At 65.4% G+C, this 18,749-nt stretch carries 19 protein-coding genes; 7 read left to right on the top strand and 12 right to left on the bottom strand.

The window, feature by feature from the left end; all coding sequences use genetic code 11:
* Nucleotides 1-24: 24 nt before the first annotated feature.
* Nucleotides 25-558, bottom strand: coding sequence for a GNAT family N-acetyltransferase (locus LWF15_RS28100; protein WP_232813964.1), 534 nt, complete (start codon nucleotides 556-558; stop codon nucleotides 25-27).
* A 52-nt stretch (nucleotides 559-610) separates the two neighbouring features.
* On the opposite strand from LWF15_RS28100, the gene LWF15_RS28095 reads away from it, so the two are divergent.
* Nucleotides 611-1,183: a TetR/AcrR family transcriptional regulator gene (locus LWF15_RS28095; protein ID WP_232813963.1), complete on the top strand. Its 573-nt coding sequence runs from the start codon at nucleotides 611-613 to the stop codon at nucleotides 1,181-1,183.
* A 52-nt stretch (nucleotides 1,184-1,235) separates the two neighbouring features.
* Here the strand turns inward: LWF15_RS28095 and LWF15_RS28090 are convergent, their stop codons facing one another.
* From LWF15_RS28090 to LWF15_RS28080, 3 genes are read right to left on the bottom strand one after another with little or no spacing between them, the layout of a single operon-like run.
* Nucleotides 1,236-1,511 (bottom strand): histidine kinase, encoded by a 276-nt coding sequence (locus LWF15_RS28090; protein ID WP_232813962.1) that lies wholly within the window; start codon nucleotides 1,509-1,511, stop codon nucleotides 1,236-1,238.
* Between the two features lie 41 nt (nucleotides 1,512-1,552).
* A complete protein-coding gene (locus LWF15_RS28085; RefSeq protein ID WP_232813961.1) occupies nucleotides 1,553-2,608 on the bottom strand; it encodes a hypothetical protein in 1,056 nt (351 codons plus the stop codon).
* Complete coding sequence (locus LWF15_RS28080; RefSeq protein WP_232813960.1) at nucleotides 2,608-3,204, bottom strand: RNA polymerase sigma factor; 597 nt, start codon at nucleotides 3,202-3,204, stop codon at nucleotides 2,608-2,610. Before LWF15_RS28080 ends, LWF15_RS28085 begins: the two co-directional genes overlap by 1 nt.
* 241 nt (nucleotides 3,205-3,445) lie before the next feature.
* On the opposite strand from LWF15_RS28080, the gene LWF15_RS28075 reads away from it, so the two are divergent.
* Nucleotides 3,446-4,297 carry an alpha/beta fold hydrolase gene (locus LWF15_RS28075; protein ID WP_232813959.1) on the top strand — a complete coding sequence of 284 codons (852 nt, stop codon included), beginning with the start codon at nucleotides 3,446-3,448 and terminating at the stop codon, nucleotides 4,295-4,297.
* A 92-nt stretch (nucleotides 4,298-4,389) separates the two neighbouring features.
* Entirely contained in the window at nucleotides 4,390-5,172 is a 783-nt protein-coding gene (locus tag LWF15_RS28070) for an MBL fold metallo-hydrolase (protein WP_232813958.1), read from the top strand.
* A gap of 58 nt (nucleotides 5,173-5,230) precedes the next feature.
* On the opposite strand, the gene LWF15_RS28065 is transcribed toward LWF15_RS28070, so the two are convergent.
* Nucleotides 5,231-5,935 (bottom strand): hypothetical protein, encoded by a 705-nt coding sequence (locus LWF15_RS28065; protein WP_232813957.1) that lies wholly within the window; start codon nucleotides 5,933-5,935, stop codon nucleotides 5,231-5,233.
* A 167-nt stretch (nucleotides 5,936-6,102) separates the two neighbouring features.
* On the opposite strand from LWF15_RS28065, the gene LWF15_RS28060 reads away from it, so the two are divergent.
* Complete coding sequence (locus LWF15_RS28060; protein WP_232813956.1) at nucleotides 6,103-6,696, top strand: hypothetical protein; 594 nt, start codon at nucleotides 6,103-6,105, stop codon at nucleotides 6,694-6,696.
* Here LWF15_RS28060 and LWF15_RS28055 read toward each other — a convergent pair whose 3' ends face one another.
* Entirely contained in the window at nucleotides 6,697-7,047 is a 351-nt protein-coding gene (locus LWF15_RS28055) for a nuclear transport factor 2 family protein (RefSeq protein ID WP_232813955.1), read from the bottom strand.
* Between the two features lie 35 nt (nucleotides 7,048-7,082).
* Nucleotides 7,083-7,547, bottom strand: a complete 465-nt coding sequence (locus LWF15_RS28050) for a nuclear transport factor 2 family protein (RefSeq protein WP_232813954.1) — start codon at nucleotides 7,545-7,547, stop codon at nucleotides 7,083-7,085.
* A gap of 166 nt (nucleotides 7,548-7,713) precedes the next feature.
* Between LWF15_RS28050 and LWF15_RS28045 the strand changes: the two genes are divergently transcribed.
* From LWF15_RS28045 to LWF15_RS28035, 3 genes are all read left to right on the top strand, one after another.
* Nucleotides 7,714-8,289, top strand: coding sequence for an Lsr2 family DNA-binding protein (locus LWF15_RS28045; RefSeq protein WP_232813953.1), 576 nt, complete (start codon nucleotides 7,714-7,716; stop codon nucleotides 8,287-8,289).
* Between the two features lie 745 nt (nucleotides 8,290-9,034).
* Nucleotides 9,035-9,733 (top strand): hypothetical protein, encoded by a 699-nt coding sequence (locus tag LWF15_RS28040; RefSeq protein ID WP_232813952.1) that lies wholly within the window; start codon nucleotides 9,035-9,037, stop codon nucleotides 9,731-9,733.
* Nucleotides 9,734-9,778: 45 nt separating this feature from the next.
* Nucleotides 9,779-11,968 (top strand): GmrSD restriction endonuclease domain-containing protein, encoded by a 2,190-nt coding sequence (locus LWF15_RS28035; protein WP_232813951.1) that lies wholly within the window; start codon nucleotides 9,779-9,781, stop codon nucleotides 11,966-11,968.
* 95 nt (nucleotides 11,969-12,063) lie between these two features.
* Here the strand turns inward: LWF15_RS28035 and LWF15_RS28030 are convergent, their stop codons facing one another.
* The 5 genes from LWF15_RS28030 to LWF15_RS28010 form a co-directional block, all read right to left on the bottom strand.
* Entirely contained in the window at nucleotides 12,064-12,324 is a 261-nt protein-coding gene (locus LWF15_RS28030) for a hypothetical protein (protein ID WP_232813950.1), read from the bottom strand.
* A gap of 563 nt (nucleotides 12,325-12,887) precedes the next feature.
* Nucleotides 12,888-14,024: a hypothetical protein gene (locus LWF15_RS28025; protein ID WP_232813949.1), complete on the bottom strand. Its 1,137-nt coding sequence runs from the start codon at nucleotides 14,022-14,024 to the stop codon at nucleotides 12,888-12,890.
* A gap of 7 nt (nucleotides 14,025-14,031) precedes the next feature.
* A complete protein-coding gene (locus LWF15_RS28020; protein WP_232813948.1) occupies nucleotides 14,032-16,686 on the bottom strand; it encodes a DEAD/DEAH box helicase in 2,655 nt (884 codons plus the stop codon).
* Between the two features lie 86 nt (nucleotides 16,687-16,772).
* On the bottom strand, nucleotides 16,773-18,083 hold the full coding sequence (locus LWF15_RS28015) for a protein kinase family protein (RefSeq protein ID WP_232813947.1): 1,311 nt from the start codon (nucleotides 18,081-18,083) through the stop codon (nucleotides 16,773-16,775).
* A 207-nt stretch (nucleotides 18,084-18,290) separates the two neighbouring features.
* Nucleotides 18,291-18,749, bottom strand: a complete 459-nt coding sequence (locus LWF15_RS28010; RefSeq protein WP_232813946.1) for a hypothetical protein — start codon at nucleotides 18,747-18,749, stop codon at nucleotides 18,291-18,293.

Raw genomic sequence — 18,749 nt, 5'->3', positions numbered from 1 at the left:
GCCACGATCTCAATGGCCAGGAGCTCATCTGAGCTCCTGGCCATTGTCGTGGTCCCTCAGATCGAGAGTCCAGTCCTCGCTCACCAGGGCCTTCCCGAAGCTCGACCCGTCTTCCTGGCTACGCAGGCTGAATCCGGCCTTGGCGTAGATCTTCCGGGCGGAACTGAGGGCATCCACCGTCCACAACCGGATGGATCGGTACCCGCTGGCGCGGGCGAAGCTCAGGCACTCGTGCACGAGTTGCGTTCCCACTCCGAGGCCGCGGGCGGTGGGGGAGACGTACAGCAGTCTCAGCTTCGCGGTGTCGGGGTTCTCGTCTGCCATCAGGAAGATGCAGCCCACGCGCTGACCATCGACCTCAGCGATCCAGCCGGCCTGGCGGGATGCATCGGGCGTGTTCGCGAAGTCAGCCACGACCCGCGCGACGAGCGCCTCGAATCGTGTGTCCCAGCCGAACTGTTCGTGGTAGCCCTCGCCGTGCACCATGAGCACCCAGCCGAGGTCGCCGGGCCGGTCTGCCCGCCGAAGAGCGACGGATCGGGAATCTTGCGGGGTCATCGTCAACGCCTTCCACTGACACGACTGTTTCAGTGCGGTGTAGGTTAGCCACGTGAGCGACGCAAAACCAAGCCCGTCGGCGCGCAAGGTCGAGCTGTTGGAGGCCGCGTACCAGTACGTGCTCGGTCATGGCCTGGCGGACATGTCGCTGCGCCCCCTGGCCGAGGCCCTGGGCTCGAGCCCTCGCGTGCTGTTGTTCCTCTTCGAGAGCAAGGAAGGGTTGATCCGGGCTCTGCTCGAGCGCGCTCAGCAAGACGAGGTGTCGTTGCTACAGGACTTCGGGGTCGAAGCAGCTCGGCCGCCGGGGTTGGCTGCCGCGGTGGGGCAGCTGTGGCAGTGGCTTTCGGACCCGCAGCACGAGCCCCTACTTCGCCTCTGGGCGGAGAGCTACGTGCGCTCCCTCGTCGAACCCGATGGTCCTTGGGCAGGATTCGCGCAGCAGACGGTGGCGCAGTGGCTGGCCTTTCTTGAGCGGTGCCAGGACGAGCCTGCGGGGGCCAACAGCCTGGCCAGCCGCTCGCTGGCCCTGGCGGCGCTGAGAGGTTCCGTGCTGGATCTCCTAGCCACCGGCGATCGTGAGCGGACCAGCGCGGCGATAGATCTGCTGGTCAAGAACCTGCGGTGAAGCTGCCGGGCCGGAAAACCTCACCAGGGGGAGACGCTGTCAGTGCAGTAGGTCAGGCTGCGGAGGGGTGGACAGCCCGCAGGCCCCGAACGATCGCGCGCATCGACTTGAGCGTCTGCTGTCCGTCGAGGGCTATGTCGCGAAGGGTCTGACGCAGTTCGTCGGGTGAACCCTCGTCGGTCTGGTCCACCCGCTGGGCCTGCAGAATCATCCCGCTCATGGTGCTGGCGATGAGGTCCTGCAGTTCGTCGGCGATGCGCAGTCGCTCAGCGGCGATGGTCTCGTCGATCGACGGACGGGTCGAGAGGTCCGGTTCGCCTACGGGCATCAGCGTTCTCGCATGTGAGGTGAAGACGGGGAGCATGGTGACTAGGCCCCCTGGCTGAGGAGGTCGGAGATTTTCACGCGGGTCACGGCGAAGGTGCTCCGTGACGACTCGGCATCCTGACCAGTGGTTTTCGTGGTTGAGGCAACCGGCATGCCGGTGCGGGCGTCGATCACCAGTTGCTGCACGGTGGTGGTGCCGGAGGCGCTCTTCCCCTCCGTGAAGGTCAGCGTGAGTGTGCCAGCGGTGGTCGACTCCTTGAAGCTCACGCCGTCGATGGTGGACATCAGCCGAAGGACGCCGGCCCGCACCTCGGTATCTCCGGCACCGGCGGACAGCGCGTCGATGCTGTTGATCCAGACCATGTTGTCCACGAGCAGATCGAGTTCCTTTCCGCTGGGCGGATTCTCTGGCCACTCGAAGCCCTCCGGCCGGTACTGGCCCGGGGCCCAAGTGGTGGCGTCGTCCCAGATCTCCTGGCGCTTGCTCTCGCTCAGGCCCAGCCCCAGGTCGTTAGGGGTGGCGTTGGCCATCTTCAGGCGGGCGGCTTCGGGGTCGGCGTCGGCGGCGAAACGGGCGGCGGCGACGGTGCGGGCGAAAAGGCCGTCGGAAAGGTCCTCGTCGCGCTCGATCGCCTCGCTCAGTGACGCCTTGTCCTCCCGGGCGTAGTAGGCGCCCGCATCGGTGAACAGGTCGTAGCTGACCGTTGTGGCTCGTCCACCGATCTTCTGGGTCCGCTTGATCAGGGACGCGTCACCGGGAGGCCGTTCGTTGCTGCCCTGGATCTTGAAGGCCAGGGAGACCAACTGGGAGTCGATGACGGTGGCCTGTGTGGTCGGGGCGGCCAGCGATCCCGGAGACGGGGCGCGATCCGGGGTCGATGGCGAGGTCACGGTAAGGGCCACGGCAACTCCGGCAGCCAGTGCGCCGGCCCCCGCACCGAAGGCAATCAGGCGTACTGGGCGCCTTTTGACCGGCGTCAGGACGCGAGGCGCGCTGTCCATATGGGCCACCAGGCGCGCCCGAGCTTCTTCGTTGGTCTCCGCGCTGGGAAACGGAGCGTCCAGGGCCTGCTTGACCAGGTCCATCTCGTCGACCATCACTTGTGCTCCTGTGTGTTGTTCAGTTCGGCCAGCAGGGCTGCGACCTGGGGATCGCCGCGCAGCGCCTTGCGGGCCCGGTACAGCCGGCGGCGGGCCGAACTGGACGGGATGCCCAGCACCCGTGCGGCCTCGACCACGCTCAGGTCCTCGGCGGCGACCAGGATCAGCACGTCGCGCTCGTGCGGCTTCAGGCCGGCCAGGGCACTGCGCAAGGCCGCGCGCGCATCCACCCGGGTCTCCACCTCGGCCCAGGGATTCACTCCCTGGGGCCTGGGCATCGCCGACACGTCGGCGACGAGGTCCTCAGGCGGCTGCGTGCGCCACTGTCGTCTGACCTCGTTCACCGCTATGCGGTAGAGCCAGGGCCGGGCGTCGGGAAAGGCGGGGTCGTAACCGGCGCGGGCACCGTAGGCGGCCACCCACACGTCCCCTTGTAGATCTTTGGCATTCTGAGGCCCGACCTGACGCGCCAGGTAGCGGCCGATCACGGCCTCGTGGCGGGTGATCATCTCCACGAAGGCATCGTTGTCGCCGGTCAGTGACCGGGCGATCAGTTCGGCGTCCGAGGCCACGGCCCTCCTCGGCGCAGTCACGATCTTCACTGTGTGTACTAGTCAGCGGGCAGGCAAAGCGCTCGCGGTAGTTGACGTGATCCACATCACACGATGCTCAGGGGCGAGGCCTCACGTGGGAAGCGGAGTCCGGCTGAGCTAGCGACTACGCACTCCACGGGATACGGCGCGGCCGTCGAGCGGATCACGATCAACCTACGCAAAGCGGCGGCTTCGGCCGTCTCCTGCTGAGCGTCGATCCAATTCCCCTTGGAGCTCTCACATGTCCTTCCCACTTCAGTTCCGCAGAACCACGCCCGGCGTTCTACTGGCCGCGTTCCTGCTCGTCCTGGCCACCGTGCTCGTAGGCTCGGGCCAGTCGTCCCAGGCGGCCGCGCTCGAGGCCGCCGCACCGGCCAAGGCCGCCAAGAAGCCCACGGTCGTGCTGGTGCACGGCGCGTTCGCAGACGCTTCGGGCTGGAACGACGTCACCAGCCGCCTGCAGAAGCAGGGCTACCCGGTCTACGCCTGGTCCAACCCGCTGCGCGGCCTCAGCACCGATGCGGCCTACCTGCGTGACTTCCTCTCGACCATCAAGGGCAAGGTCATCCTGGTCGGCCACTCCTACGGTGGTGCGGTGATCACCGAGGCCTCCACCGGCAACAAGTCCGTCGAGTCGCTGGTCTACGTGGCTGCCTACGCCCTGGCCAAGGGCGAGAACGTGGCGGCGGCGAACGAGCTCGGCGGTGGGCACAGCTCCGTGGTCGAGAACATCGTCGTGCGCCCGTACCCCGGCGCACCGAAGGGTGACGGCGACGCCATGGTCAAGCCCTCCAAGTTCCACGACATCTTCGCCCAGGACCTGCCGCGCTCCCTCACCAAGGTCATGGGCGCGTCCCAGCGCCCGGCGGCCCTGAGCTCCCTGGTGATCCCGGCCGGCGAGCCCGGGTGGAAGACGATCCCCTCGTACTTCCTGGTGGCCAAGAACGACCACCTGATCCCGACCAAGGCGCAGGACGCCATGGCCAAGCGTGCGGGCGCCACGACCAAGCGGGTCGCCAGCTCGCACGTGCTCATGATGACCCACCCCAAGGTCACGGCGGACTTCATCGTCCGGGCGGACCGTCAGCACTGAGGCCCTGATCCGAACCTGACCCGAAGTGGTCCCATCGTCCCGACCGACGGTGGGGCCATCGTCCATTGTTCGCAGCTCTGAAAGGACCGAACGTGAACGTGACTCATGTGGGCGGGCCCACCGTCCTGCTCGAAATGGGCGGCTGGCGCATCCTTACCGACCCCACGTTCGATCCTCCCGGCCGCCGATACAACTTCGGCTGGGGCTCGTCGTCCCGCAAGACAGTGGGACCGGCCCTGGACGCCAAAGACATTGGGCCGATAGACCTCATCCTGCTCAGCCACGACCACCACGCCGACAACCTCGATGATTTAGGACGCTCGTTGCTTCCGTTGGCAGGGAAAGTGGTGACGACCGTGGCCGGCGCCGGGCGACTGGGGCTGCCGAATGTGGTGGGGATGCAGGCCTGGGAATCCCGCGTCTTTCGCGCCGAGGGCAAGAGTGACCTCAAGATGACCGCGACCCCCTGCCGACACGGCCCGCCGCTGAGCCGGCCCATTGTCGGCCAGGTAATCGGCTTCGTCCTGGAACCGGAAGACCAGCAGACCATTTGGATGACCGGCGACACGGTTCTCACCAAAGCCCTCGGGCAGGTGTCCGCGCAATTTGATGTGGACGTGGTTCTGCTGCACCTGGGCGGTGTTCGTTTCCCGATCACCGGCCCTCTGCGGTATTCGATGACCGGCCGCGACGCCCTTCGCCTGATCGAGCAGGTCCATCCGGGGCTGGTTCTGCCGGTCCACTACGAGGGTTGGGCACATTTTGCCGAACAGCGAACCGCTTTGGACCGAGTATTCGAAACAGCTCCGGCTTCTGTGCGGGAACGGGTCAAGTGGCTGCCCTTGGGGGAGGCGGTCAGCCTGCCCCGCTCCTGATGCTCGAAGAGGGACCCGGCCGGGCTACGCAAGAATGGGGGACGTCTTGCGGGGCACCTCAACGGACCCAGATGCGCAGGTCACCGACCGCTTCGAAGCCACCGGCAAGGGCCGCTCGGAGCGGCGCCCCGCGCTCGTAGCCCACCATGGGACGGTCGGGAAACAGCGCCGCGACGGCATCGGCGAGCTCAGCCCAATCCAGCTCGTGGCCTTCGACGGCGTAGGTGTTGGAGACGTCGACCGCGCCGCTACCTAGGCGGGCCACGGCTCCGGCGACGATGCGCCCGTCCACTCGTCGGGCCAGGACAGCGAAGGCCCCGCGCTGCAGCAGCCCGGGAAGCAGGACCTCGGTAGTGTCGTGCAACGCCGTCCACTCCGCCAACTGCTCATCGGTCCGCACTCGCGTCCACGGGCTGGGGCCCGGATCCGTAGAGCGAACCGGCTCCGGCCGGCGGTAGATCCAGGTGGCTGAGAACAGGATCCGCATGCCCGCATAGGACAGGTCCAGGGTGGCAAAGCTGTCCTTGACGCCGGCGTGCACACGGCCCGTGAGACGTTCCTCGATGAGCTCGGCCGTCACCTCCGGCTCCAGCGCGACGGCGTCGGAGTGCAACGGCGGCGGGGCGCTCAGCGAACTCCACACCCCCTGCGAAATCACCGATCCCACGCCGTGCAGCGCGCACAGGTCCTCGTACCAGCTGATGCTGGCGTCGATCGCGGTACGCAGACGGGGATCGAGCGCTGCGGATTCGTCGGAGGCCACCGGGTTGTTGTGTATGCCGCTCATCAGCGTTCATTCTGCGGCACCGACTTCTGGATGCGCTCGTGATTTTTCGCCGTATGCCTGGTTCCGCATATTCAGGGGCCGGGCCGGTCCCGGTCGTTCAATTGGACATACCCTGTGTGCTCAGACGGCAGGAAGGATCTCGGGTGGACGAGCTGGACGGTGCCGGCCGGTGGTACGAAGTTTTCGCAGACTTCGCCCGGCGGTACGGCGTCGACAAGACCATGGAACTGATGGCGCCGGAATTCCCGCCCAGCGCGCTGGAGACGCTGAAGCAGCGGTGGGTGGCCGGAGGAGAAGACCCGAAACTCAGGCTTGAAGACGTTCTTGCTGCCCGACTGCGCATCTCGCGCGATCTGTTTCTGGACGTCTTCGGCGCGGGTTGGGCGAAGCAGGAGCAACAGAATCGCCATTGGCCGTTCCAGCCCGACCAGCAACCTTGGTATGTCGCCGGGACACCCGCCCAGCTCATGCTCCAGATCGACGACGGCATCGCAACGGTCGCCCGGCCGGTGGGACGCTGGCAGGGCGTCGCTGAACTCGTCTATGAACCGACCGGCAGTGTCGTGCTCGCAGGTGATCCGGAAGCGGACAGGAAGGTGATCGCGGGCTTACTGGCGGCCCGTCGATCGTCCTTCCGGTACTGCCCTCTGTGCCGGGAGCAGACCCCACCCGAACTACGGGACGGTGGGCTCGAATGCATGAGCTGCGGAGAGAGGTGGCGCGGAATCCTGCACTGATCACGCCGGGGGACGGGTGAATTCGTTGTGCAGATCGGCGATCCGCCCCTGCGAGTCGAGCTGCGCATGTTCAATCCCGGCGATCGTGATCAGCGAGCCGTCCGTCTTACGCGCTGCACAGACCCATTCCGTGCGCTGGCGCCCGTCGGGCAGGACGGTCGTGGTCCAGAAGTGCTTGGACTCCGCATGGTCCGCAACGAACTGGGCGTAGAACTCCCTGATGGCCTCCGTGCCGCGGAACGGCACATCGGCGATCTGAACGACGGCCTCCGGGGCGAAGACCGCCAGCAGCTCACCGAGAAGCGACTTGTCGGCGATGGCGCGGTCAGTTGCGGCGATGTAGCGGTCCATCGTCAGAGTCATGTTCACGTGCTCCTTCTCGGGTTTCACGACTGCCTGAGCCAGGGGTAGCGCTCGGTGTCCTTGCCCGCGTAGTCGGGATCGAGGTAGATGAAGCACCGCTGGATCAGGAAGTCACGCACCTCGAACACATCCGTCCACCGGCCCGCGGCCCAGTCGGGAACGCCGGCCCGCCACGGCCCGTCCCGATGCTCCCCATGGCTCGTCCCCTCCACCGCGAACACGTCGGTGCCGGACATGATCCAGGTGAATTCCGCGTAGTGATGCAGGATCTGCTTCAGCGTGCCGCCGATGTCGCCGAACATCCGGCCGATCTCGTCGCGCCCGGTGGCGATCCCCCACTTCGGGAACATGACCTGAGCGTCCTCTGCGAACAGGTCAACGATCGAACCCCCGGTGGAGGTGACGCCCCCGCGGTCGAACGCCTTGAGGTATTCCAGCGCAACGCTCTTGCGTTGCTCGTCGGTCATGGTCTGGGTGGCGACGGCCATCGTCGAATCCTCACTGGGCGGGGCACCAAGAGCATTCAGTATTCAGCGGCTCCAGCGCCGCCGGATCGGTCGGCGTATGGGTCGCGCAACTGTCGCGGGCGGTGGGGGAAATGCTTCGCAGTCAACGTCCGTAGTGGCCTGTACTGCCCACCCGCTCCCGCTGGAAGTGTGGCCGGCCGACGCCCAGGAGGTCGAACGCATTGCCCTGCGCGCCTGCACCAAGCGCGGCGCCGCGATCGACATCGCGGCCGACCGCGCTCGCGAACACCGCTCACAGATCGCTGGGGACGCGGGCGGTCGCCTCAGTGGAGCGCAAGTCGATGGCGACTTCGTGGGCAGCCTGACCAGCGGCCGACTGCGGTACGCCCTGGCCGAGATAGCCACGCTGCCGCGGGCCGCCATGGTGGTCGAGGAGCCGTACTCGAAGGTGTTCGCGCAGGAACGCCTGCGTCCGGCCCTGGTCGCCGACGGGCTCGCGGAGGTTCAGATCGCCTGGCCCTCCATCCCGATCGTGTTCTGCGACAACCGGAAGATGGCCGAGGAGTGGACGTACCGGTGGCTGGCTGCTGCGCGGTCGTGGGCCGAGAACGAACTGGAGGTGCCGCCCGAGCCTGCGGCGGGGGAGACCGAGCCGTCCACCAAGGAACTGCGGGGGTGGGCGCGGGCGCAGGGGATGGACGTGCCAGACCGGGGGAGGCTGCGGCCTGAGCTGTTGGTTGCTTGGCGGGCTGCTCAGAGCTAATCGAGTCTTGAGTCCATAATTTGCCCGCGCCGTGCGCGAACCGCGCTGAGTGGGGAAGAGACCCGGAGCTTCGTTGAACCGCTGACGAATTAGGTCAATGTCATGGGGGGAGAGGGGTTCTTGGACTTCACCATGGATTGGCAGTACGTCGTGGTAACGGTCCCTCGGAGATTCACGTGGCTATCAACAGCCACCCCGCCGAGCGGAGTCCAGCCCTGTCCGATGGCTTCATTGACCAAGGTGACCAGAGTAGTTTTGGTCGAGGACTCGACGATCTTGTACTTCGTTGTCTCTCCCATAACGGCCCCAGTTCGCCAGTTCGATGACCCACGACTGTGTTGCTCTTCAGAGCAGGGTACGTCTTCGAAGGTTGCTGGCCGAGGGGGCAGCCTCTCCATCATGCAGAGACCGGCGATCTCGCTCGTCAGATCTCCGGGAATTTTTCTTCACGCTTCTTCGCCAATCAAGGCCGCGTCGTCCGCCGCGTCGTCCGCCGCGTCGTCAGTCTCGCTGTCCGCCGGGTGGCCCGGATTGCCGTGGCGAGGGGCGTTCTGTCATTCGTTGCTCACGAGTCATTTTTTTTGCAAGCACAACCTGTGCAGGCCGTCATCTTGAAGCGCAACCCGGTTGCGCGAGCGACTGGCCGCCCCGGTACCGCAAGAGGGTCTCGGGACCCTAGTGACAATCTGCTCATAAGGGGTATCTTTCCGTCGACGGATGTCGGAGGGCCGGGGGAGGGGTGGACATGCGCGATCGGGTGCTGGTGAAGCAGTTCAAGGACGATGCAGGCCTGGCATTCATCGAGGTGATCCGGCGCGCCGGAGACCCCGTACGTACGCAGGAGATCAAGGCCGAACTCATCGAGGCCGGTGTGTCCAAGGCCGACGTGGATCGCTGGTGGAAGACGCTGCAGCCTTCCTTGAAGGAGCATCCACGCATCACCTGCCCCCGATCTGGGGTGTACGAGTGGTCGTTCACCACCGAGTCGTCTCACGACTCGCTGGAGAAACTGACCGTTCAGGCCGGTAAGCGCTCAGCCGGCCGCGCCTGGCTGGTCGAGGCGTTCACCGACAACATTTCCGACACGCTTGCCCTGGTCGAGAAAAGCGGTGCGGGGGCGCAAATCTCATGGTCTCAGCAGCGGGAGCGAGAAAAGGCGACGCTGTTGGCCGAGCTTGTCGCCTCAGTGGATTCACTGATTGCGGACGGAGGCTCTGGCGCAGACATTCTCGACTGGCTCACGCAGCGGGCGCTGGACCAGCGACTCACCCCCTTGGGGCGGTCCGGCGAGACGGTCGAGTTCGATCGAGAGCTGCACGAGCCGGCGGGAGCAGCCAGGCCGCGTCCAGGCCAGGCCGTACGGGTGGTACGCGCGGGTTACGCCTGGTCGGGAGCCGGCCCGGAGCGCGTCGTCGTGGTCAAGGCGGTGGTCGAGGAGAGCTGATCGAGGCATTGCTCGCTGATCTCGACGCGTGATGAGGGGGCCGCATTGACGGGGGCGTCACAGCCTGAGCAGATCGTCTCTGCCCGGGGCGTCACGGTAGGGCAGGCTTTCAAGGACCGAGCTTATTATCTGCAGAGCTACCAACGGAGCTACGTCTGGCAGCAGGCTCAGGTCGAGAAGCTCATCGACGACTTGTGGAGGAAGTTCGAGAGAGATTGGCAGCCGACCTACGACGAGGACGCATACCGCAGCTTTCCCACGTACTGCCTGGGTTCGATCGTCGTGTACCGGGAAAGTGGCAGGACCTATCTGGCGGACGGGCAGCAGCGGATCACCACCTTGCTCCTGCTCCTCATTATTCTGTACGTCCTCGCCCAGGAGCATGATGACGCACAGACTGAGGCGGCCCGGCTCAGAAGCGCCATCCGTGGCGAGTCCAGGTCAGACTTCGCTGTCAAGGTGGGGGAGTACGAGCCGGCCTTCAGGAGCCGGCTGGACCAGCAACCCTACTATCCGGATACCCTCGCGACGCGAATGATCTGGGACGCCGGTGAGCGGCTGGCCGAGCATCTGCCCGACTCCGTCAAGGGCGAAGCACTGCCGGACTTCGTGAACTGGCTGCTGGACCGCGTCTCACTGGTGGAGATCGACGCAGGTGACGCGCAGCGCGGAAACGAGCTCTTCAACCGGATCAACGACAGGGGCGTGCGCCTGTCCCCGTTCGATCTCCTGAAGGACTATCTGCGTAGCGATGTTCCGGCACGGGAGCGGGACGACTTCGACCCACACTGGAAGGCCATGACGGACTTCTTGGGATCCAGGGACGCCAATGAGCCGATGACCTTCGTCAGAAACGTTCTGCACTCCAGATACTCGGACGTACCGCAGAAGTCCTCGGAGCGCGAACGGGCCCGCGAAATGCTGGACAAGTCCCCGCACGAGTGGCTGGTCGAGAACCAGAAAGAGGTATGGCCCAAGCCACGGCACGGCGATCGATATCTCTTGTTCAAGAACGAGATCCGGCCGAGGTACGAGTGGTACGGCCGCATGCTCGATCATGCCAAGAAATTCAACGCCGACTTCCCGGCCTTGTGGCTGAATGAGCGCAACGGTCTGCTGCAGCAGTTCGATCTCACGCTCGCCGCGATGGTTCCGGGCGAGAGCCGCGCTGCGGTCGAGAAGAAGACCAATCTGGTGGCAAATTTCGTCGATCTCTTCGTGCTGAAGCAAGGCCTGCTGGGACAGTCCTACGCGCAGGCCGAACTCGACGCAGAAGTTGACCGGCTACTGCCCCGGCTCAGGCGGGCCAAGGACGTCAAGGACGTGGCCCGAGAACTGGGATCAGCCTCCCAGTCCTGGTTCGCGAGCCTCGACGAGGCCAGAACTCTCCTCTACGGTCAGGGCAATCGCCCTTTCGTTCTGTACTTCTTGGCCCGGATCACCGCCTGGCTGGAACAGGAAGTCGCAGGCCGCGGTTCCGTCGCCGATCTGCTCGAACGTCCTGACGGCCGCCGCCCAGTCGAGATCGAACACCTGGTGACCCAGAAGCCGGGCGTCTACCTGAACAACGGGATGAACGCGTTCGAGGTCAAGCGGCTGCGTAGCCAGATCGGCGGTCTGGTTCTGCTGGACGGCAGCGAGAACGCCAGTTTCGGCCCGCTGAGCCTGATCGAGAAGGTTGAACGGTACGCGCCGTACAACTGGCTGGCGGCCTCTCTGGCCCCCAGCAGGTACGAGGGCCGGGGCGTAACCAGGTTCCGGCAGTTTCGTAGGGCGAGCGGTCTGGACGGGCACTTCAAACCGTACAAGGCCGGTAAGTCCCTCGAGGAATTGGTGGAAGAGCGCTGCCTCCTGTACGAGGAGATCGCCCGCCGAATCTGGTCGCCTTCGGCGCTGGGGTTCATTGTCGCGACCACCCCCGTGGGCCCGGTCTCTGCTACTTCCGAACCGGCCGCTCTCGGCGCGCGGGGAGTGCGGCTCTCCGATCTGCTCAGAGCCGGGCTGCTGTCTCCGAACGAGACCCTGCTGGGGAATCGCTCGGGCCAGAAACACCGCGTGAAACTCCTGACCAACGGCCACATCGAGACCTACACCTCGCTCAGAACTGCCGAGCAGCAGTTGTGGGAAACACCGTCCTCCAGAGGCTGGAAGATCTGGCAGGTGGAGTCGACCGGCGAGCGACTGGATGCGGTGCGGGAACGCTACCTGACATCGCGGCGCGCGGGTTCGGTCTGAAGATGGAGACCCCACAGGACGGGGCGAGCGGTCAGGCCGTTCTGCTGGTCGATCTGGAGAACATGGTTGGCCAGAAAGCCCGATCAAGCGTTCTGTCATCCAGGATGGATGCCCTGCTGGCCTGCGTCGACCCGTACACCCCAGTGGTCGCTGCCTGTGCGGGCAGCCGAATCGGTGCTGAATCGCGGCGGTACCTGCGTGAGCGCGGCGTCAAGCTGCTTGTGTCCGACGACGGCAAGGATGCCGCGGACACCATGCTCTTGGCCGAAGCGCAGCGGCTGGCCCAACTCGGCGTTCGGTATTTCGTCGTAGCCTCTGGAGACAGGGCTTTCGCAAAGGTCGCTGACTTCGGGCAACTGGAAGTAGTCCTCTGGAAGTCGCAGCCGCCCAAGAAGACTAACGCCTACATCAATCGGGCATACAGAGTGCGCCGGCTCGAACGGCCGGTGGGCCTCGGCCAGCCACAACTGGTCGCTGCTGGGCAGCGCCCGCCGGAGGACGAGCGACGTGCCCCACAGCTGTCCGCTCAGGAAGGCTCTGGCGAGTCAGTTCGATCGACGACACCAGATCCGGCCGAAAGTGTCCGCGTCGCTGGGAAGCCGACCGAATTTGGGCGACGCCTTCGCGCTGTAAGAGGCTCGGCCTTACGAGGAGGCGCTGTCTTCGGAGCCGGGATCCTGTTCGGCGCGGGGGCTGCGGTCGGATCCCGCATGACCAGGGCGATTCTGGGCCGTTCAGAGTCTGCCCAACAGGGACTGGTGGCTGACCGTATCCGGCGAGGGCGAGCTACCCTCCCCGGCGCTTCTGGGTAGGTGGTCGGCGCGCGTCAGCCGCGGAGGGCTCCTCCGGGCGTAGGAACGGGGGCGCCGGCTCGCCTGCGTGGGTAGCCGTGCTCATCGAGAAAGGTCCGTCGGCCGCATCACGGGATCTTGACTAGGGTCGCGATCTCTTCACCCAGGCCTGCCACGGTGGCCCACCCGAGCACGTCGTCATCGCTGACGTCGCCCAGTTCCAGGACGGTAGCCAGGTCGCGGATCCGAAGCCGAAGATCTTCCTTTTGCTGGATGGTCCGAGCCATCTGGTGCAGTCGCGTCACCAGAGCCTGCTGTCGTACTCGGTCGGAGTCGCACCAGAGCTGGATGAAGTGCTGGTCCCGGTAGTCGAAACTGCCTACCCGGCTCGGCGCTATCTCATGCTCGCGGAAAGCTCGTGCGGGGTAGGTGGCCCTCCAGACACCGTCGGGGCGCTGTCGTACCAACGGTCCGAAGGGGCGGCCTTGGCGCCACTTCTGCCAGATCTCGTCGGGTTCCTTCGAGGGCGTCGAGCGGATCAACCCGGGGATGCGATCGTCCTGGCGCAGGATCGCCCCGATGATCTTGTCGCCGTCCGGCATGGCCTCAGAGAACGCGAGAATCTCGTGCTCATGGGTCTGGACCAGATGGACCGCCGTGTAGACGGTCTTGATCGTGAGGACCCGCAGGGCCTGGAGGTGCGTGGGCAGGTTGAAGTCGCTGCGGTCGGTGCGCCGGAACAACCGGTCCACATGATCGAGAGGAAAGGGGGCATAGGCCGGTATACGTTCCCACTCCCGATTCGACGGCTCGGGGTCGTAGGTGAGGTCGCCGCGATGGTAGTCGCGGGGCAGAGGCTGCGCGGTGACACCGTCAAAAAGCAAGTAGAGACGTGACTTCTGAGGAACTTCCCGTGAACCGGAAGCCAGGGACCGGCGTCCAAAAACTGTGATCGTGATCAGATCACCGATCTGCGTCAGGTGCTGGATCTGGGTCAGGAAGGCGCAGGCGCCGGCTATCAAGGCCTCGGAGACGCCGAGGAAGGCGGCGATGTCGCTCTTACGGGACAACTCGCACTCGGCCACGGCACGAAGGACGAAGCGGTCTATGAGGTCGAAGCTTTGGTACTCGACACTCTCGGCCTCGACCTCGACCCGCTGAACCGGCCACATCACGCGCAAGAGCCGCGTCGGGGTGACGTCCGTGCGGGAAAGCACTCGCTCCAGTGAGCGGGTCGGTGGCCCGAGGAGCTTGGTGTTCGGCACCGGCAGGTCAGCCCTTCTCCGGCGGGAACACGTTCGCGCTCATGCGCCGGTCGCCGTGGGTGGCGATGTAAGCCAGCAGTTCGCGCATGAACGCACGGAAGTCCGAATCTGCGGCGCCGGAGAGGCAGCGTGCGTCTCCGACCAGGATGAGCTGACTCCTGGCCCGGGTCATCGCGACGTTCAGGCGCCGCAGTTCCTTGAGGAATCCAATGGTCCCGTTCTTGTTACTGCGGGTGAAGCCGAAGACGATGAGGTCCCTTTCCCCGCCCTGAAATCGGTCCACCGTGCCCACCTCCACGGCGTGACCGGGTCCGAGGTCCCGGCTCAGCAGTTCGGTGATCCGGAGTTGCTGGGCCCGGTAGGGGACGATAACCGCAGCGTCCTGGCTGAGGCCCTGGCGTTCGGCCATCAGGCGAACGATGATCTGGGCCTCGAAATTGTTGCGACAGCTACGTTGCCGGTCGGAACCGGAGCCGCCTACCCGTTGTTCCCACCGCGTCTTCTCGGGCTGGTCGGAGGTGTCGATGAACGCGATCGGCGAGGTGAAGGAGGGGTCAGTCGAGCTCGAGGTGCTGCGGGACTGCAGTTTGCCGTCGTAGAACTGCTGAGAAATGAACCGGGCCAGCACATCAGGCATCCGGCGCTGAACCGACAGCATGGTCTTGTGCGCCGCTTCCGGAGCGCCGCGGCGATACAGATCCTCGAAGGTGCTGCGGTGCAGCACGTTGACGAGGTCGTCGCGTCCCCGCTCGGTCAGTGCTTCACTCACGCCCTCGCTGACGACCGGCGGTAACTGCCGGTCGTCACCCACCAGGACGTGCCGCCGCGCCAGAACCAGCGGTATCAAGAGATTGGGGGTGGAGATCTGCCCGGCCTCGTCGATCAGGGCCAGGTCGAACTCCAGTTCCTGCAGTTCGGCCCGGGCTGCACCGGTGCAGGTGGTCGCGACTACTCCGGCATATCGAAGGATCTCGCGCTCCAGCACCTCGTCGGAGGAGTCGAGTTGCCCGGCCCAGTCCTGCAGCAGCTGCGAGCGCCGGCGCGCCATTTCGACCAGCTTGCGGGCGTCGTGCACATACTTGTCCCCATCGGAGACGTCCCTGTCGGCGGGGCGATGCTGATCGGGTAGTGCCAGGGCCAGTTCGCGATCCAGGACCTGCGCAGCCCTTCGGCAACGCTCAAGGGCGTCCTCACGGGCGCTCTGCTGGGCACGGCACTCCGACCGGGCCCGCTGAGCCAGGGGATCCACGTCGATCAGCGCGGACTGCGTCAGTTCGACGGACCGGACCCGGGCCAGCGCGGCCTCCTTGCTCTCCCACAGGAGGACGCGCCGCAGCCATGACGACCGGGGGACGGGGTTGGCCCGCCTGATCTCTTCCGCACGGTCGTCGTAGGCCTTCTGCGCCAGCCGCAGACACTTTTCGGCCTGGACCGACCCGCTCCAGGCATCCTGGATCTCGCTCAGCCACGAGGTGCTCTCCCCGTCCTCCCGGAAGAAGCGGTAGACCTGACTGGCGTCGTGGGTTCGGGCCTGGATGGAGCGGCGTAATTGGCTGGCGTGCTCCCGAGGGAGGTAACGCCGCAGACCCTCCACGATGCTGTCCTCGTTGCCGGTCCGCACGGCAAGAAGTCCGTCCGGCAGTCGCTCAAGAACGTTGTCCACCGCCTGATTGGTCTGGGAAGCCAGCAGGATTCTCTGACCCCGGCGTACCGCCTCAGCGGCGATCGCGGTGAGTACCCGGGTCTTTCCCGTGCCGGGTGGGCCGAGCACCAGCAACTGGTCCTTGATGCCCAAAGCCCTGCGGAAGACATCGTTCTGGGACGCGTCCAACGGCGTGAGCGGGGTGGCCCACCCCGGTGTGTAGGGACGGTGCTCACCGTCTACGAGGTGATGCAGGAGTTCGGGATTGAGCGACCGGCCTTCGCGTAGGGTCCTGACGGCCTGATTCTGGGCGCGGAACACCGACGACTTGGGCGCGAGCCGGATGGTGCCGCTTGCAGGGATGGCCGAGACGTCCGTGCGCGGCATGCGGAGAGTGATGGATCGCTGGGTGACGCGTACGACGCCTGCCCGCAACGGCGCATCGCCGTCGATGGTCACCTGATCTCCTGGACCGAATGCAGGTCGCTCCAGTACGGCGAAGCGGTACACGTCGCGTTCGGAATAACGTTGCTCCTGAGCGGAACTTACGGCCGTGTACGTGAGTACGCCGGCCTGCTGGGTGGCCTGACGATCCAGTTCTTCCTCGACCTTGATGATGCTGGCGGTGTCGGCCAGATAAGCCTGATGCCGTTCGGCGCGTTCGTCACCGGGAAGATCGGTGGTCTGCAGCGTTTGCTTCAGCTGGGGCCACGTGGTGAAGCGTCGCTGCTGCTCAGGGGAGAAATTCTGGCCGATGCTCAGGACGTCGTCGAACAGGTGGCATCCGGGCATGCTCAGCAGGCAACCGGCGGTTGCCACTCGGGACTCGGTTCTCAGGTTGGCCGGCCGGATCGAGCCGATCCGGAACGCGTCCTGGCGTTTGGTCGGGTACAGCGTGATGACGTGGCGGGTGGTGTGAAGGACGAGTTGCTCGTCGCCCTGGAACGCGTCGATCCGAGCCGGAAGCCGTCCGGTGGAGAGCATGGCGGTGATCTCTTCGGCAATCACGAAGATCGACACATTGTCCTGGCTGGTCCGCTGAGGATCCTCGCGCAGGGCCCGGTTCTGAATGATGGCCAGGGGGCCTGCAAAATGCGCCGGCTCTTTCACCCGGCCGCGCAGACGTTCAGGCCCTTGATCAGTTCGTCGAGGTGCCCACGGGCGCCGGGGTCGGGGCTCAGGGCTCTCCGGAACGGCCGATCCTCCGGCAGCGCGGGGTAGAACAAGCGCAAAGATGGCTGGTAAGGGCCCGGCGACGGCGGGTTCCCGGTCAGTGACCGCCAGATCAAGGCCGCGAACTGGTACAGGTCGGTCTGCGGTCCGGCTGTATAGGGTGGGTGCTGTTGTTCGGGGGCAGCCGGCGCGTCGAGACTGTCTCCAGGGAGACCAGGTGCGCCCATCAGACCGCCGTCTCGCAGTCTCACCGTACGGTCCTGCACGATGAAGACCTCGCCCTCCAGACGGCGATGGTCAAAACCGCTCTCGTGCAACTGGGCCAGTGAACGACCGGCGGCCGCCGCCATGCTGAAGAACGAAGGGAGGGCCGCCGCAGGCAGAGGACCGGCCCGGTAGAGGTCGGCCCACGAGCGTCCCGCGGGACAGCGGGTGATCAAAGTGCTTGTCTCGGGCCCCTCCACGTACAGCTCCACAGGAGGAAGACCACGAGCGTTCACACTGCATTTCAGGCTCGCGGCGCCGACGCCGCGGGTCTGCTGGACCCAGACGAGGTGCGACCGGCCCTCCGGAATCGCCAGAGCCGTACGCCATCCAAGAATGAAACCACCCGCGTCTTCCGATGTGGCAACGCGACGCACGACATATCGCTGATCGCGGATCCGGACCACGTCACCCGGATTCCATGGATCAGACAGAGTCCGGTCCGGCGGGCTCAATGGGGTCAGCGGTTTAGGTAAAGGTATTCTGGGCGGGGGGTTTCCACCGTAGTAGCTGTAGCGCAGATGCCATGCCTCTGGCCGTCGCAACCGTTCGGTGAGCGCGGTGCGGCCCCAGAACTCCAGTGTCACCCCGTGCTCGTCCAGATACCGCTGTTCGAGCCGCTGCCAAGAGCGTGTCGATTCAGGGTTCAGGTCGCACGGTGTACACAGGATCCACCGCTCGAAGCGGAATCCGTGCTTGGCAGCGTGCTTCACCACGGAGTTCAGCGAGTCGTTGATCTGGTTGAACTGTGCTTTGCCGATCTGGGTGAAGTACTTGCTCTGCCACACCGTGATGGTGCCGTGAAGATCGCCGGCGAACGCATCGATTCCCCAGTCACCCGGGTCTGCCTGCACCGACCGGGAACCGGGATGGAGAACGTGGACGAGCTGGTTGACCATCTCCTCGAACTCGCCCGGAGCCCCGGCGCGGCCGGCGCGGGTCTCGTGCAGACGGAAGTCGATCAGGGGTGACTCGGGCATGCGAGGAACCCCCCAGTGTTCTCGGCGAGCTGCTTGATCGGCAGGCCCAACAGTTCAGCAAATTTGACCGATTTGTGCAATATGCGCCTGGGTATCTACGGATATGCCCTCGCATACGGCACCCCACGATGCTGAGGCACGGGTCGCTGTGAGCCGGTGCGGCCGTGACTTCCGACATCGATTTTGTACCGGCTGCGCCACCGGCCCCTACGAGGATGGCCTGACCAAGTCGTTCAGCACCGCATCCAGGTAGTCGTAGAAGCTCTCGAAGCCGGAACTCTTGGTGTAGGCAGCTAGGAGATATCCGACGACTACGAACAGCGTGGCAGCCAGACGCTCGGGCGCTACATCTGGTGTGTGGTTGGCGCTGGACAGCCCTTCCAGGGTTTCCCAGATTTCCTTCAGTTCGAGAGGGGCCCAGGGGCTCGTGGCCCTGATCTGCTGGGCCATCTCAAGATTCTGCTTCTGATTGGGGGCGCCGCCCGAGTAGATGCTCCGAAGAACGGAACGGCCCACAGCGGAGTAGATGGGCAACACTTGGTCCCGTAGAGCAGGTGCGGCTCGAGCAATCTCCTCGAGTGCCTTTTCGAAACCCCCACGGTCCTTCGCTATCGCGGTACGAACAGCTTCCCGACCGAGATCCTCGGCTGCAGGATCAATCTTCAC

This window comes from Kineosporia rhizophila, assembly GCF_021277265.1.
GTDB lineage: Bacteria > Actinomycetota > Actinomycetes > Actinomycetales > Kineosporiaceae > Kineosporia > Kineosporia rhizophila.
The sequence above is the reverse complement of the archived record's forward strand: the minus strand, read 5'-3'. Positions and strand labels throughout refer to the sequence as shown.